The sequence below is a fragment of the Paraburkholderia tuberum STM678 genome (assembly GCF_902833905.1).
GTDB classification, from domain to species: domain Bacteria; phylum Pseudomonadota; class Gammaproteobacteria; order Burkholderiales; family Burkholderiaceae; genus Paraburkholderia; species Paraburkholderia tuberum.
Window position 1 is genome coordinate 1 of the sequence record NZ_CADFGP010000096.1, and the last position, 16253, is coordinate 16253.

Annotated in this window: 14 protein-coding genes; 8 read left to right on the forward strand and 6 right to left on the reverse strand. The window is 55.7% G+C overall.

What is annotated here, in order from left to right; translation table 11 throughout:
- Positions 1-320: 320 nt before the first annotated feature.
- Both HWY30_RS38300 and HWY30_RS38305 read left to right on the forward strand, forming a co-directional pair.
- On the forward strand, positions 321-623 hold the full coding sequence (locus tag HWY30_RS38300; RefSeq protein ID WP_143037131.1) for a hypothetical protein: 303 nt from the start codon (positions 321-323) through the stop codon (positions 621-623).
- Between the two features lie 67 nt (positions 624-690).
- Positions 691-1752, forward strand: coding sequence for a DGQHR domain-containing protein (locus tag HWY30_RS38305; protein ID WP_167368615.1), 1062 nt, complete (start codon positions 691-693; stop codon positions 1750-1752).
- A gap of 213 nt (positions 1753-1965) precedes the next feature.
- Here the strand turns inward: HWY30_RS38305 and dndE are convergent, their stop codons facing one another.
- The 6 genes from dndE to HWY30_RS38335 form a co-directional block, all read right to left on the reverse strand.
- Complete coding sequence (gene dndE, locus HWY30_RS38310) at positions 1966-2349, reverse strand: DNA sulfur modification protein DndE (RefSeq protein WP_244145172.1); 384 nt, start codon at positions 2347-2349, stop codon at positions 1966-1968.
- A complete protein-coding gene (dndD, locus tag HWY30_RS38315; RefSeq protein WP_090802705.1) occupies positions 2346-4340 on the reverse strand; it encodes a DNA sulfur modification protein DndD in 1995 nt (664 codons plus the stop codon). Before dndD ends, dndE begins: the two co-directional genes overlap by 4 nt.
- Positions 4341-4348: 8 nt before the next feature.
- A complete protein-coding gene (gene dndC / locus HWY30_RS38320) occupies positions 4349-5836 on the reverse strand; it encodes a DNA phosphorothioation system sulfurtransferase DndC (RefSeq protein ID WP_090802707.1) in 1488 nt (495 codons plus the stop codon).
- Positions 5833-6960, reverse strand: coding sequence for a DNA sulfur modification protein DndB (gene dndB / locus HWY30_RS38325; RefSeq protein WP_090802708.1), 1128 nt, complete (start codon positions 6958-6960; stop codon positions 5833-5835). The genes dndC and dndB overlap by 4 nt, the downstream gene beginning before the upstream one ends.
- Positions 6961-7085: 125 nt before the next feature.
- Complete coding sequence (locus HWY30_RS38330; RefSeq protein WP_090802710.1) at positions 7086-9638, reverse strand: DNA phosphorothioation-associated putative methyltransferase; 2553 nt, start codon at positions 9636-9638, stop codon at positions 7086-7088.
- 287 nt (positions 9639-9925) lie between these two features.
- Positions 9926-10618 (reverse strand): HNH endonuclease, encoded by a 693-nt coding sequence (locus tag HWY30_RS38335; RefSeq protein ID WP_244145173.1) that lies wholly within the window; start codon positions 10616-10618, stop codon positions 9926-9928.
- 390 nt (positions 10619-11008) lie between these two features.
- Between HWY30_RS38335 and HWY30_RS38340 the strand changes: the two genes are divergently transcribed.
- The 6 genes from HWY30_RS38340 to HWY30_RS38365 all read left to right on the forward strand — a co-directional run.
- Entirely contained in the window at positions 11009-12922 is a 1914-nt protein-coding gene (locus tag HWY30_RS38340; protein ID WP_143037132.1) for a DEAD/DEAH box helicase family protein, read from the forward strand.
- On the forward strand, positions 12906-13142 hold the full coding sequence (locus tag HWY30_RS38345; protein WP_143037133.1) for a CxC ATPase DNA modification system associated small protein: 237 nt from the start codon (positions 12906-12908) through the stop codon (positions 13140-13142). The genes HWY30_RS38340 and HWY30_RS38345 overlap by 17 nt, the downstream gene beginning before the upstream one ends.
- Positions 13139-15130, forward strand: a complete 1992-nt coding sequence (locus tag HWY30_RS38350) for a hypothetical protein (RefSeq protein ID WP_143037134.1) — start codon at positions 13139-13141, stop codon at positions 15128-15130. Before HWY30_RS38345 ends, HWY30_RS38350 begins: the two co-directional genes overlap by 4 nt.
- Positions 15130-15630: a hypothetical protein gene (locus tag HWY30_RS38355; protein WP_090802715.1), complete on the forward strand. Its 501-nt coding sequence runs from the start codon at positions 15130-15132 to the stop codon at positions 15628-15630. Before HWY30_RS38350 ends, HWY30_RS38355 begins: the two co-directional genes overlap by 1 nt.
- A gap of 82 nt (positions 15631-15712) precedes the next feature.
- Positions 15713-15964, forward strand: coding sequence for a hypothetical protein (locus tag HWY30_RS38360; protein WP_143037135.1), 252 nt, complete (start codon positions 15713-15715; stop codon positions 15962-15964).
- 203 nt (positions 15965-16167) lie between these two features.
- Positions 16168-16253 (forward strand): transposase (locus HWY30_RS38365; protein ID WP_425199384.1); only part of this gene is annotated, 86 nt, incomplete at its 3' end.

Here is a 16253-nt window from a genome sequence, read left to right on the forward strand (position 1 = left end):
ACCTTGATCTGCGGCCATCGCGAGCGTTTGTTGCTTCATCGTGTTTTGCGTTTGTCGTTTCCTGTGCGCTCTATAACGCTTGAGGCGCACATTCGGTGGACTTAATCAGCGTTGCCCTAGATGTAATCGCTAGACAGTCTATCCTTGCGGCCAAGAACTCAAAGCGTCCAATCAGCAAGGCCACAAAGCGTCGCGTGCGCCAAGATAGGATCGAAGTCGAGTGCTATCTCTGCGGCAACATGTGCATTCATAAAGCGCTAGAGAATACGTCCGCTATCTACTACGAGCATCTTTGGCCGACGAGCTACGGAGGAGATAGCGTGGAAGAAAATCTGCTCCCGGCCTGCTTTGCATGTAATAGTGAAAAAGACGACATGATACTTTGGCACACCGGGGCGGTCTTTTCATTCGTCTTGAAGCCAAACCCTTCAGAACAGGAGCGTACCAGAATACGTAGAAGAGAGAAGGTGGCACGGCGCATTCAAGACATCCTTGCCTTCGCCAATCAGACGCAGTGTACGCTCAAGAGCGCAGCAGTCGAGATTGGCCCAGCGAAATTCGAAAAATTAACAGCCATCGACGACGAAGACGCGATCGATTACTTTAACCTCCACTTCGCTTGACTGTATGGAATATCCTTGCCTCGTATTTGAACAGCGTCCCGAAGACGCTGACGCCCCCAGATTTTGTATGTTCCACGCACCGGCCGCTGAGATCGAATCTTGGTCAACGGTTCCGAGACTTACGCCGGAAGACTCAACCGGGATCCAACGGAAGAGGAATGATTTCAAGGTCAGATCGATCAGGAGTTTCCTTGAGCAGGACCAAAGAAACACCATTCCCACCGCCATCGTCGTGACACTCGGTGCAGGAGCGTACAATCTACAACTAACAGGCGAAGGGTCCGGGCTCGGGACTATTACGCTGAGTGAGGATAGCAAGAACCAGATCTTCGTCGTCGACGGACAGCACCGTCTTTACGGCATCAAGCTTTTCTCACCAGATGCTGCAATTCCCGTAGTGGCGATACTCGACGCGACCAACGAGGAGCGCGCGTTTCAGTTCATTGTGATCAATAACAAGGTCTCAAAGGTCGCAACGGATCACATCCGAGCGTTGTCGATCAACTTTGGAGATCAGACATCCAGTCCGTCACTCGAACAACGCCTTAAATCTGCGCGCTTGTCACTACATCGAAACGTCCAGTTGGTGGGACAGGCCGACGAGTTAGCAGACAGCCCATTTCAAGGAATGGTGAGCCTCCCGGGCAAGCCAAACCCTGAGAATCGACCAGTTGTCCCTGCAGCAATCGAAGCAGGTGTAGCTTACGTCCAATCAAAAAAGTTCAAGCAGCTTCCAGATGATGAATCGGCCTTTGATTTTTTTCTGGCGATTTGGTCTGACATCAAGCAGCAGTGGCCCGAAACTTTCTCCGGGCAAAGTAAGCTAATGAACAAGGTGGGCGTTGTCACTATGACCAAGTATGTGACTGACGAGATGATCGCTCTTTCTACGTATGGAGGACAAGCGATCGATTTAGGAAATGCTGAGGACGTATGTAACGCAGTAGTTAAAATCCTGCAACTTCAGACCTCACAATTCTGGCTGCGCGACTGGACGATTACAGTGTCCGACACCAAGACTGTCCGCGATCAGATCGAGGCGGCGCTGCGGACTGTCCAACAAAACATTCGCGGCGGCGACCCGTGGGATCAGGAGGTGACTCTTCTCGCGAACGATGCCGCTTCCTAACTTTTTTAGTCCAATGGGGTAAGAACCAGATAGCTGTTCTCCCGCTTAGGACAAGGTTTCGACTTTCTTCAATCGGAAAGCGAAGTTCATCAAATGACACTTGATCGACTTCGCCTTCTCGCCGAATAGGCAATCCGCTTTTCCGCCCCTAGCAGCTCTTCACGACGAATGCGAACGAGCCACCTTCATTCTCAATCTGCCGCAGTCAACTGACTATTGGTGTGTCAGAGACTGTGCTAGCTCTGTTAGCAGGTCCTCCTCGCGCCTGCTCGCAAGATAAGACAGCCCACGGTGGACATGGTGCAGCAAGGCGTTACGTACGGCGTCGTTAGACACCTCGGCACCCTCGCACAATATGCGAGTCACTAGAACGTTGTGATACAGATCCTCGTGACCGCCGGTAAAGGTACGCCAGTCAATCTCTAGGCCGCCGGCGAAGTTGAAATTTTCGCTGGGAGGAATCGAAGGGTTTGCCAGCGAAAGGCACAACGCGTGGCGACAGATCGCATTGTTGTGCTCTATTCCAGTACGTCTCTTCAGCGCGACGAGTTGGTTCTTGGCAGTTGCGGTGAGCTTTACCCGCTCAATGATGCTCATGCGGCCTCCAGCGAATTGGTGCGATCCATGCCATTTCGAACAGTCGTGTGGCCAAGCTCGTCGTTGAACTCCAAGACATATTCTTTGTTCGTGTATGGTCGCAGTGCATCGTGCGCTGCACCTTCCACTTCTTCGTCAGTAGACAGCACAAGAACCTGGTGAGAAACGGTTGCGAAGAACCGTTTGATCAACGATGTCCGGTGCTGCCCATCCAACCGCGCGAGCGGCGTATCCACAACGACCGGGAATCGCCCCTTTCGCTCCTTGATTAAAGCGCTGAGCACCGAGACAGCTAACATCTGACGTTCACCAGCCGACAGACGGTCCATTGGAAGCTCTTGTCCTTTGCCGTCTTCGATCTTGACTTCGTAGGAGATTGGATCGACAACTACTCGTGAAACCAGCTTTCGCTTACGGAGCAAGTTCTGAAACTCTGTGGTAATCATGTCCGAAAGCCAGTGGGCTTTGGACGCGAGAAGTCGATCCTTGAAGACGCTCAATGCTCGTCTCGCGCGGAGCGCTGCCTCAAGCCCCTTCGTTTCGAGCGACCGATCCCGGAAGTCGATACTCAACCTAGAACGAGCCGCATTCAACCGAGTCTGCACGTGATTCAAGCTGCTCTGGACTTCGGCAATCGACTCTGCCAGGCGAGCAACGTGTTGTTCCGCCGAGGCGGTCGCCTGCGATCTATCTTGCATTTTGGTCAGGATCTCCGCCAATTGTTCTTCGGCGGGGACCTCACCTAGCGCTTGTTCGGACCTGGTGAGTTCGCGTCGTGCAGAGTCCAAGGAGGTTACTGCCTCTCCTGTCCGCGCTCGAGCGTGATCAATGCGGAGCGCGAAGTCCTGTGGACTCGATTCCAGCAAAAAAAGAGACTTGCGATCTGCCGCTGCGCGGGTCAAATCTAGATCGCGCTTCAAGAGATTTCTTACGGCCTCGACCGACGCGCTTGGCACCTCCTTCGACAGGGCAGTCAACAGGCGGCGATCGCGTTTTTTGAATTCATCGACTAGCAGCTTGGAATGACGAGTCTGCTTATCTGCTTCCCATTCGTGCTCGTATTGGACCCAGAGATCGCCAAGCCACAACAGGGGCAAAGCGGCGTCCGACATAGCCTCTGCAAGCGAAGATCGAGCAGCGCTGACACGAGCATTGGCGGTCTCGACCTTGTGCCGAATTGCGGCTGCCTGCTCATATGCCGCAAGCCCGCCTCGACGGGCCTCGGCCATATAGCGATCGAGTGCGAGTCGGGTCTGATCTAGCGTGTTCTGGGCAGATGCCTGCTCCTGCAGGAGATCCGCGTGTCGTCCACGGAGTGTTTCCTCTTGCGACTCTAGGTCTAGAAGGGCACTCCTGGCCGTTTCGTACTCGGCAGAGGTGTCTTTGTTGCGGAGCATAGATCGTCGCTCGACGGCCTTCAGGTCGTTCCCAAGCACATCGATCCCACCGATTCCAAGGAAGACCTCGGTGGCGCGCCTTAGCAATTCAGGCAGACGTTCCGGATTCGCCAGTCCTTCGATCTTTTCACCGTCAAATAGGAAGAGACTAACAAGCTCTGGCGGAAGAATCCCACCGATGAATTCTTCCCAGCCTTGTGTAAGGTCGATGTCTTGCGTGCCGTCAACCATCACAGAAAACAATTCCGTGAATGTACTGGGTTGCGGCCTCCACTCTCGTCGCACAGTCACTGCCATGCGACCGCCGCCCATATCGACAACAAGTTCGATTGAAATTGCCGAGTTGGTCGTTACGTCGGAGCGCTGCAGCGATTGGACCAGTTGCTCGTATTCGGTTCGCCGGCTGGAACCCGTGCCCTTCGCTCCGTACAACCCGATCTGCAATGCAGTCAAAAGGGTGGTCTTCCCACTGCCGTTCAGTGCCTTAACCAGGATTACGGAGCGAGCGGCCGTTACCGACAGATCTATGAACTGCCGTTCTCGGAAGGGCCCAAAGTTTTCAATTGCAATGCTCGAGAACGTTATCTTTGCCATATCGAGGCCTACTTCGTGTTATTGCTCGTCTTCGGTACCGGCTCAGCCAATTCATCGTTGAGGATCTCAACTTCGGCTGACTGAGTCGCGCGCTCTTCGTTCGTCAGCGCAAACTCAAGTGCCTCGCTCTCTGTTCGGAACGCGTGGAACTGGAGTATTTCTTCCAACTCATCCAAGTGCTTCGATCTCTTTTGCGTCTGCATGGATTGGAACTGAGCGCCCAGAAGAGATCGAGTGAGCTTGAAAAGCTCTTCAGATGCTTCAGGATCAAGTTCCTCTGCAACCTGCTTGAGGACCGCGAGATCGCCCCTATCAAGAGGCAGAGGCTCCAGCTCGCGTCCGGGGTATGCGCGCTCGTAGACTTGCTCGAAGATATCCGGGACCAAGTCATCGATTTCACGCTTTTCTTCGACCCAGATCCTTCGGATCTCATCAAGCTCGTCGATCGATATCAGTTCGATCGCCTCACCGCCTTGTGATTTCGCCGCGATCTGAACTGCTCTCTGAGCTCGAAGCAAATTTTCAAGCAGCTCGGCTCTATACGCTTGCTTGTAGGGACCGTGCACAAGGGTGCCTTTGAACACAGTCAGACGGCCAGTCATTCGACGAAAATCGCGCAGCTCTCGGTCTTCGACGGCCAGATATTGGTTTCGGTAGTCAAGAATCGGCTGCATCCAGCGCTTCTGCTCGTCGTTCTGAATCATTGCCTGCATCGACTTGTCTTGAGTCACCATCGTACAGACGTAGCACCCAAATCGACTGTCACCGCAACTCGGTGTTGACTTGTCCACGACGACGGGACACTCCGAGTCAGCAGTGGCGCCTCGATAGATATTGAACAACTCTTGATTGTCCACTCCCCAAGGGTTGGGTTCAGTGATGATGTATTCCCAGACATCGTCGCTGCTCCAACTTTCGATCGGCAAATACACCCAAACGCGCGCTAGCTTCGGATCCTTGTTTCTGCTCAACCGGTCGCGAGTGCTGCCGCTGTACTGATCCATCACTTTGTCACGCGCCTGGCTCTCTCCTCGACGCTGACCAAGTACTAGGATTGCCTCACCGCTAGACTCCGAAAGATTCTGAATGAAGGCGGTGGAAGCGCTAATCTTAAGCCGATCTGTGCACCATCTGAACTTCGGGCGCGGAGCGGGATAGCCTTTACCGATGAGATTGACCCAGAACCGGTTCTCCATCGTTGGAGTCAGGCGATGTGCCTTGATGGGAAGGCCCTGATTGGCAGCAGCCAGTTTCATGCAGAGCAGGGAGTTCTCTACCCATGCCGCAATCACTGGATTCTCGACTAACGTATCGGTGCTGATGACGTGGACGTCCTTACGCCGCTGGTCTTTTGGGAGCAACGAAAGAGCATTCCAGATCAGCTGGAGTGACGCGGTCGAATCCTTCCCTCCGCTGTAGCCGATGATCCATGGAACCGGATCGGACAGGTAGAGATTTTGAATCTCTTCGATAATCTGTGAAACCGAGTTTGTCACTTTGCGACCTTTGTCCGTCGACGCGGCGCCGTGCCGCGAGATGCTAGCAGTGCTCGCTCAGCAACGGTTTCGTCATCCGTCAGCTTCAGCCCTAGCACGTGTTTTAGTTCGTTTGTCGTGAGAGTGACGTTCTGGCCGGACTTCGCCATCGCACCCCCAACCATGGCGCGTCCTTCCCAAGTAACGGCGTTCTTTCGCGACCAGTCGATAGAGCGCAACTTCTTGATTCGTTTCGCCAAATCGTGATTCGGTAGCTCGAAGATTGCACGCCCCGCTCGGCCGAGGGCTTGTAGCACAATCGCATGGCAATGAATGAAGTCGCGGCGGACCTCGCCGGCCGTCATTTTCGACTCTCGCACATAGATCCATTCGGGAATTTGCTCACCAACTAGTTCCCAGAATTGCTGACATTTGCGTGATGCTGCTGCGAAGTCCTCAAGTTCCTTTTCCGGCAGTAACTCGACGATCGAGTAGTGAAGAGCGCTCAACGTGAAAAGCTTTCGAGATCGCGCGGACAACGAAGATCGCTCAGTCTCGATGAGATTCTTGAACAGGTCGGAGGTGAGGCTCAGATGCTTTGCTACGTTGGCAGCCGCGCTACGATGGTCGTACAAAATGCCAAGCGACGCAGAGGGCTTCACGGCATAGCGATTTAGATCGGCAAACATCTGCTGGCAACGCTCCAGCCCCCGATCGAGGAAAAAGACTACTGCAATCGTCTCGTCACCGAGCTCAGGCGCGGTGGCTAACGCGGCCTCTATCGCTGCACGTCGATGTTGTCCGTCATTTACGATGAATCGAGCTTCCATCGATACCGACAGCGTACCCATCCGAAAAGTAGAGGAGGCGTCTGACCCAACCGGGGCAAACGCGACTCCGCCGTCGATCGAGGCAGTGATCGCGGAGAAAGTGTAACCATTCTTGTTTTCAACGATGTAGCGCGCGATCTCAGGCACTCTCGCTTTGTTTAGAGTGCGCTGTGCCCTCAGCTCCGGCACCAGCTCTTCCTCGTCAAACAGGAAGAGCTTTGGCAAGAGCCGAAGCGGGCACATGGAGACGTAGTATTCTCGCCCCGCCTGGACGCCACGAATCGCCGGGAACACGTAAGAGAAACTATTAGCCATAGTACTGCAATGGTAGCACATGTTTGTATATCAAGATACAAACGTGTGTGCTTCGGTGAGCGGATGTACGGTGTGACCCTTCGTCCCGGTTACACTCGCAATGAACCGCCGAAACACCGGCTCGGTCAGGGGGCGATACCTCCGGGCACAAGGGCGCGCGGAATGCGGCGCCCCTCGGAAGTCGTTCGCATCTCGTACGCAAGCCGCGACGGGCGAGCGGCATAACTTACATGAATAGGACGGTTTCGCCCGTAAAAATATAGTCTGTCAAAAGGTAAGTTCGACATAATCCAAAGAGCGACTTCTTGCATGTCCTCGTCATCGACGATGAAATCGCAGGCGGCTCCGCCTCGACCGCATATTTTCGCGCCTGTTGGTCCGATTTCCTCTGCAGCGTGTTGATCCAGTTTTGGCGCTATTCCGTGGCTAATGTGCTTTCCAAGTATGTGGGAGCAAAATCCATAGGTGAGTCGAATTCCGCCAAAATAATCGATGATGGGATCGAGTACGGCGATAGCGAGATTATGCAGCGCATTGTAAGTCTCCGCGCGGCGGGGGGTATTATCAACACGAACGCGCTGCTCCGTCGCGCCACACTCAATAAAATCGCGGAAGATAAAGTTTGCGCCGCAAGGTTGATCAAGTGACGGGATCGTCTTGCTCGGTACAAGTGAGAATCCTTCAATCGACAGGCGCCGCCGCTCGAGCTCGTCTCCTAGTACGTGTGCAGAGATTCCATAGCCTAAGGGATCGAACAGGGCCAAGCGCTCGAGGGCTTGGTCGAATGCGTACTGATCCGCGTAGCAAGGATCTTCGTCGCTTAAGTATCGAGATTTAGTGTAAAGCAGCGGCTTCTCGTATTCTCCACTGTACTCGAATATATCGTAATGCTGGCGCCGAATATTGATTTTTGTGCGCCGAGTCATGCTTGGAAGCGCTGACCAAAAGTTATCAAACTCCATCAGCGTCAGCTTGCCAGAAAGGGCATGTATTTTTATTAACTGTACCTCACTCGCGTCGCGATAGAGCAAAAGTCCGCACCCGACATACACGCGAAGGACTGGCGATAGACGATCAACAATCTGCTTTTGAAAAATTAATGCGCCTTCCGGATCCAGCCATCCCAATCCAATCTCTGCTGAATATTTGCAAGCGGCACTAATCTGGTCGGTGCTCGCCGCGTCCTGTAAAAGGCTCATGCCGGCAGATCTGGCACGTTCGTAGTCACCAAAAAACGCCTTGATATCACGTTGTAGCCGAGGTTCCAATGTTCGATATGGAGGCCGTTTTACGAAGATTTGCATCGCGAAGAACACTCGCAGGTCGTCTGTACGCGCTGCAGTCGCCCGTTCGAGTTGTGTACGGTCATACAAGCAGTCCAAAGCACGGTTCGCTCTATTCAGTGACCCGAGCTCTTTCACAATTTCGTCGGCAGTGTCGACTTCCCCGCGGTCAGGCTTCCGGCCAAGATCGAGCGTGATCTCCCACAGCTTATCTAACAACGGGCGACGATCCTGTGAGACGGGCGACGGTGGACGCATGTTCGGCTCTCTGCGCGTTCGCCGGTCGACAGTCTTTGCTAGAGCAATTAGCCGTGCCCCAACTCCGCGCGTTCGATAGCGGTCAGCGAGGAACCTCTGCTCGATTTGTTGATCGGCGAATACGAACGCGATTCCTGGCCCGACCGGGAATGCTTCCCGTTGCAGTGCAAGCTCCAAGTAATCCTTGAGCTCATCTTGGGAGAAGTACTTTTGAAACGTGTTCCGGGAGCTGAGAAACCCGTCACGGTATTGCTGTCCGCCGGCTCGGGCAGAATTCAACATAACGGCCACGGAAAGAACTTTCCGTGTGACCCCGAATGCCTGCCGCAATGCCTCAATTCTTTCAGCTGGGTCTTCGATAACATTGACGACGAATCCAAGATTAACCGCGTCAGCCTCCGTAACAGTATTGTCGGGAGCGTAATATGGATCCCATCCGGAGACGGAATAGCCACTCGACCGTAGCGCAGCAATGTCATCACCTCGCCCGCAACCGTAGTCGAAGAATGTCCATTCATTCGAGAGCAGTCCGTGTCTGAGAAGCAGCTGTACCGGAGCTGAAAGGTTGCTGCGACTGAGCGCCGTCAGGTGCCGGGCGATGACACCGGGAAGGCACTCAAGTACATCGTCAGTGGGCTCGGCGTTGCCCACGGGAAGAAACTGTCCATCCTTTAACTGGTACCCCTTCGACGCAATAAGACGACGCCAATTCAGGCTAAAGCCAATTGTAGAAGGAGCGTCGAATAAGCCGAGTTCTTCAGCTTGCTGCGTGATGAAGGTGAATTTCGATCGCAGCGCATGACCGGCAGGAAGAAGTAGCTCTTTGCGGTGAAGAATTGGAGGGTTTAGTGACTCGGCATACGAACGATATGCGGGGGAGGCATGCTCAGCGCGATCGACAACAAGCGACTCGAATAGCGATGGAAACGGTTCGTCAAAGAAATCGCGGTAAGTGAGCAGGGAGACACGTAGCGTCTTACGGTGAAGTTTGATAACGTTGGCTCGGTCTCGTATCGCTTGAGGCGCGCGTCGCAACGCGTCCGTGACGACGGCTACGTAGACTTCGTCAAGTTCCGCGAGAGCATCTCGATGAATGTATAACTCGTCGATTACCAGCTTACCTGTAGGTTCAAGCATCCCTTGCTCCTGTTTCGCTCTAAGCGAATACTTAAGGACAAGTTGTTGCTGAAAGCAACGTGTTGATCTCACTTTTGCGGGATGATCCGCGCGGGTCGTAAGAGATCGAGTGCGTGTCGCGGCGAATGCGAGACTAGACAGTACAGGTAGTGGCTCGAATTGCCCATCGTGGCTTGCCCGAGGACGACTCAGAGAGCAGTACAAGTTTGGCCGACGCACGGTTGGGTCAGGTCGCGAAGCCCCGGCCACCGTCAGCGGAGCGTAAGTTCGTCAACCGTCCCATGCCGCTAGGAATTTCTCAAGGTGGTAGCGCAAATACACCGCTTGCTTCTTCGTTGGCTTCTTGCGCAGGGGAGCTGGCACACCCAGTAACAAGCAGTCTTTTTCGAGAGGGTGTCAGAGACGAGCATGTCGCCAGTGTCAGGGTCGAACGTGATCAGGTATTCGTCAAACAGCCGGTCTAGGTTGGCGATCAGGGGCAGCCCGTTGTGCGGATCCAGCCGCTGCTGGTCGTTCGAGTCCCACCACGCTCGCATGTGTGAGGAGATTAAGAGGATGCCGATCGTGCAGCCTGTGACCGCGCAAGCACCTTCCCACAAACCCAGTAGCTCCGCCCGATACTGACCTTGCCCCATTCGGGCTTGGACGAGCGCTTGGCGCGTAGTGGGCTTGTCCGGATAGCGCGCCTCGATATCCGCAATGTCCCGCGCCAATGTCGGCTTAGCGGAACGGGCAGGGAACTCCTCCACGGTCACAAGCCGCTCGACCTTTACGTATACGTCCCCGTTAGGCCTGCGGTCGACACTGTTGAGCTTTCGCAAATGCTCGCGATCATAGAGCTTCGCCTTGGGGTCGCGCCGGTCATTCCCGTGACGCATGACAGCATAGGTGGGACGACCGGCCTCAAGGCGGGCGATGCTGCGCTTTCGCTCAGCGCGCCCGATTGGATCGTTCCTCTTGCCGGGGGGGGGTCCGTCCAAACACGAATGGATTTGCGGTCCGTACCCGGCTCCTCCTCGCGGTACCACAGTTTCATGACGATCGTATCGGTCGCTTCGTCAATCGCGTCCCAAGAAGGGCGCCGCACGGCGAGACGCACGCCCAAGCTATCGAGAAACTGATTGATCGATGGTCTCACCATAATGCCTCCCGGATGCGAAAGCCCGCCGGTGGTCGGCTAAGCGCCCAAGATTGTACGCGGGGCTCTGGAGCGCGGTCCTGGCCTTGGGTTCAGTCACTACACGTTCGCGGGAGCTGGAATTGCCAGCGATCTAGTCGAGATGGTTTATTATGAGGTTTCAAATAGCGAGCAGTCATAGCAGAAAAGCCACGTGCCACGCTGGCAGGCGTGCGCCCGAACGGGGGGGGGTATGTCGCTGCGGTCGATCATGTTCCGGGAAGAGTATCGTTCAGGTCGAGATGATGCTCTGACAGCGTTCTTCTTGCCGGCGTTTAGGGTCGCGCGGCGGTACGACCGAGCTGTTGGCTATTTTTCTAGTTCTGCATTGGAGTGCTTCGCTGAGCCATTCGGCCAGTTCATTCAGTTTGGCGGAATGGTCCGGCTAATCACGTCGGTCGAGTTGCGAGACGAGGACGTTGCAGTAATCGAGTCCGGGCGCAATGCCATTGAGGTTTGCGAGGAACGCATTCTCGCGATCATCGAACGCGAGTTCGGTGTCGGGGTTGTCAGCAATGGGGTCCGCAAGCTTGGCGCATTGCTGGAATCAGGACGCTTGGAAATCCGAATCGCAACTCCGGCGCATGGCCGCGGTATCTTCCACGAAAAAGTAGGAATCTTTTACGGCGACGGCGATGACTACGTCGCTTTTTCTGGCTCAACGAACGAAAGTAGAGCGGCGCTCGTCCACAATTACGAGTGCATAGATGCTTTTCCCTCGTGGGAAGAGCCGTCCCGTGCACGCAGCAAGAGGGACCATTTCGAAGCATTGTGGGCTGGCGTCGAGCCGGGCGCTCGCACTTTCAGCTTTCCTGAGGCCGCGAAGCGCAAGTTGATTCGCGCAATAAAGGAGGCGCCGCTGCGGCACTCTTCTGGCGTCGAAAGTGACGAAGGCCTCTGGCCACATCAGCGAGCGGCAATTGCTGAGTTCATGGCCAAGCAGCGCGGTATTCTAGAGATGGCGACGGGCACGGGCAAGACGCGTGCGGCTCTCGTTATTTTGGCTCGATTGATTCAATCGAACGTGGTACAGACGGCGATCATTGCGGCCGATGGCAACGACCTGCTTGACCAGTGGTGGGGCGACCTCGCATCCGTGGTAGCCGAAAGCTATCCGCGCTTTCGATTGCTACGTCATTACGGCCCGCACCACGACCGCGACGAATACCTCCTAGATCCTGATTGCACGGTCTTACTGTGCTCTCGTATGGCGCTTCAGGAAGTGCTGAAGCGCCTTGATAACGCCAAGAAATCTAGCGCGATCCTTATACAGGACGAAGTGCATCGATTCGGGAGTGCCTCACACGTTGCGCAGTTGGACGGGCTGGCCGACGCAATCCCTTGGCGGCTCGGACTCAGCGCCACGCCGGATCGCGAATACGACGAGCAAGGCAACGCCTTCATCGCGCGCAATGTCGGCCCGGTGATCTTCCGATACCCGCTGGAGGATGCGATCGCCGACGGCATCCTGTGCGGCTTCGACTATGCGCCACTTGAATGGGATCCGAGCGTCGACGATCGCAGTGCCGTCCACGCCCTGATGCGTCGACGCGCTGCCAGCGCGTCTACTGATCGGCCAATGAGCGAGGAGGAATTTCGGCGAGAAGTAGCACGCGTCTACAAGAACTCCGTCGAGAAGGTGCCGCTGTTCGAGCGCTTCCTCGCCGATCATCCCGAGGCGTTGGAGCGTTGCATCGTGTTCGTCGCCGAAAAGATCTATGGCGAGCTGGTGCGCGAGCACATCCACGCCGTCACGCCACTCTTCCACACTTATTTCGACATTGACGATTCCGCGGTGCTTCGCGAGTTCGCGACCGGCGTCATCGACTGCCTGATCACGTGCCATCGAGTATCCGAGGGCATCGATATCCGGAGTGTTAAGGCCGTGGTATTGCTGTCGGCGGATCGGGCGCGCCTGGAGACTATCCAGAGAATCGGCCGCTGTTTGCGGACCGACCGAAACGATCCGGATAAGCGAGCATTGGTCGTCGATTTCATTCGAAGGCGTGCCGCGGCGGATAGCGACCCAACCGCCGACGAGGAGCGCCGAGCGTGGCTTGAGGGACTTGCAACTATAAGGAGGACGCTGCGTGTCGCGAGTGAATGAGAATGTTGTGGCGGCGTTGAAGGCGGCCGCTAGCGATGCTGACCAACCGAAGGAGGTTGCGCAGCGGTTGGTGTCGTGGCTCGACGCGCTGGCCACGGGAAACGCCGTTATTACGGACAATGACGAGGCCGCGAAGCGTATCTCGGATCTGCTTGATCTCGTGAGGATACCTTCGGCAGAATCTGATCTTGACGATCAGGATTCGGAGGCTGACCTATGACGCAGGTTCGTCTTCTCGGATGGAAGGCGTCGGGAGTGCGGTGCCCAGATCATGAGATCGCGCTCACCAAGGCCGACGGTAAGCCTCACCATGTGAGCCTGATTCAGATGCCGAACGGCACTGGTAAAACAACGACATTGGAGTTGTTGCGGGCAGCGCTGTCTGGGCCGGAAGTTTGGACGGATACGACGTCAATAGCAGAATTTGCACCACGGGGCGCAAGCGCTAGTCGTGGAGTATTTGAAGTGCGACTAATGGTCGATGATCGTCGCTTTACGATAATCATGACGCTCGACTTCGAGCAGCCGAAGGTAGAATTTCGCACAACATGGACGTCCTCCGTTCCGCGTTTTCAGCGCCCTCCGGCGCTGTTACGTGTGCTGACACCGGATTTCGTGCCCTTCTTCGTGTTCGACGGTGAGCTAGCGCACGCCTTGCTCGATTCGAAGAAGACGCGTGCGCGTGAAGCGCTCGAAGTCCAATTCCAGTTGTCGAGCCTTAACCAGTTCGCCAAGCTGATGGACCGCTTCTGGGAAGAGAAGACGCGCAATTCAACCGCGAAGGGTGAGAAGGGCTTGACGCAGAGACGTAACAAGCTGAACGAGCTCACGACGCGACAAGATCAGCTTGTGCGGGAGCAGCGGGAACTGAAGCGGAGGCTCGCAACCCTCACCGCTCGGCACGAAAAGCTGAGAAGCGACTACAAAGAACAATTCGACCAAGACCATCAGGCACAACAAGAGCGGCGGCGGCTCGAGGAGGATCTCGCGCGCGCCAATCTCAACGTGCAGACTCTACTCCCCAGTGCCTTCGCTGAAATCCGCAGACCGCAATATCTGTCCCCGCGCTTCACCCTCGGACTACAGGCTCTGCGAGATAATCTCGAGAAACTCAAGCTGCCGGAGAATGCGGCCAAGGAATTCTTCGACGACCTTGCTGAAGCTGAGCACTGCGTCTGCGGCGAGGAAATGACTGAAGAGCGGCGATCCGCGATTCTCGTCCGCCGAGACGCTTATCTCGGAAAGGAAGACCAGGGTGTCCTCAATGCCATCAAGGGTGCCATCAAGGATAGTGCTGGCGGGGATCCGTCGAGTTATCGTGATGAGCTCGATAAGCAGCTTTCTCGGCTGCGCGATGCGGTGCGCGATCGCGACCTGGTACAAGGGGAGCTGGACGCTCTAGAGCAGCGTCGGCTGGAGGGCGGCGACGAAGAGCTCACTGCCATGAAAGCAAAACTCGAAGAGCTCGAAGGTGAGATCGGAACCGCGGAGGGTCGACTAGCCGACATTGAAGCGGACGACGACGGTGGTCGCGGCGACGATACCGATTCGCTGAAAGCCTTGGCGAAGAGAATCAAGCGTGCTGAGGACCAGTACGCTGAGGCGACCAAGACGCGGGACATTCGTGTAAAGACTAAAGTTCTAAAGGCGTTGATCGAGGTGGCTGTCGCAGACGCCTCGAATCGTATCGCGAAGCAATTGGTCGATGCGACGAATGCGCGGCTAGAGGGCATTTTGACCCGATCGCCGCTGCGGGTTGCTGACGTACGGGACAGTGTGGTACTCGATGGTCAGAGTAGGGGCAGTCCTGGTCAGACACTGGCGCTCGGCTACGCTTTTTTGCTCGGCCTCTTCGATGCGGGCCAGGTGAGCCTGCCCTTCGTTGTCGACAGCCCGACCGGCGCACTCGACAAGAATGTGCGCCGCGAGATTGCCGAGCTCCTCCCGAGCATTTCCCAGCAACTCGTAGCGTTCACGACTAGTTCGGAATATGAGCAGTTTGTGCCGGTGCTCGACCGGGCGGCGCGTGGTGACGTGCAGTATCTGACGATGTTCAGGCTGAACGATGCGACTAGGCCGCTGCTGAGCCGCGCTGACAGCGGCTCTGCGGTGCTGTCGGCGAACGGCGCGTTGGTTAAATCCAAGAGCTTCTTCGAGGCTTTTGACAGTGAGGCCTATGAGGAACCGACACCTGTGAGGAATGACTGATGAGTTTTCGTCTGCGCGCCGACGCCGAGAAGTGGTTCTCCGAGATCGAGAAAGAGAAGGATTTTCTTTACAAGTTTGACGCCTACTATTTCTGCCTCATGGCAGGATACGCCGCCGTCCGCAGATCGGCGCTCACCACGGCCGACAAGCCGGCATTCGTCGACGATTTCCCGGGCGATTACAAGCTCCGACAAAATCTCTTGCTCGGCGGCCTAATCGATTGTGACCTGCGTGATAGGGGCATCGCGGTAACCGACAAGGCTGCAGTGCAGAAGGTAGTCTCGGAACTGCTGACGGCCACCGGTGCCAGCACGCATCTTAGTACGGCTGGCGCAGCGCGGATGAACGAGTACGCCAGTGGCGGATTCGACGTGTTGGCTGAGCGAATGGTCGATAAACCTCACAAGCTTGAAACGTTCCTACGGGGCTACGCTAAGCTGATCTCGGAGCTCGAGGCCGAACGGGCGGAGGCCGAAGCAGTCTTCGAGTCTGCAAAGTGAAATGGGAACAGAAGAAAGCCAGCTCTTCGGCCGAGAGCAAACGGAAATAGTAGTTCGCAGAATGGTGCCCGGGGAATCGTCAATGTCCGACAGCCCAGATCTGACTTTACTCAATCGTGGGCAGCTCTTCGAAGATGTGGGCGTCTTCGATATCGCGCGTTTGCGCGGCGTCGAGCAAATGCCGCTTGCCGGAGCCGGTTACACGGCCGCCAAAAGCAAAACACCCACCGCCCACCGCCATGTACCCGGGGCGTGGAAGAAATTGATAGACAAAGTTAGGCAGGGAAGCAAAGTTGGGGGCGTTTTTGGGGGCATCTCTGCCTTTTCAGTTTGAGGGACGGTTACCGTTGTTGCGGTCGGGAGTTCGATCCTCCTCTTTTCTTGGCCGCGCCCCAAAAAAACGCATTTTCGGGTGAGAGGCGTCCGAAGTGCGCTTGCCCCGGAACGAGCGGCTCAAGAGGCGAACAGTACTGCTTCACGGCTCAAACTTAGAGCGTGTTAGGCACTTTCTGTCAGACCTGGTAACCTGGCGGGATGATAGAACGCAAGCCATACCCGACAGATGTTTCGGACGAGGAATGGAGCTTCGCCGCTCCGTATCTGACCTTGATGAACGAAGATGC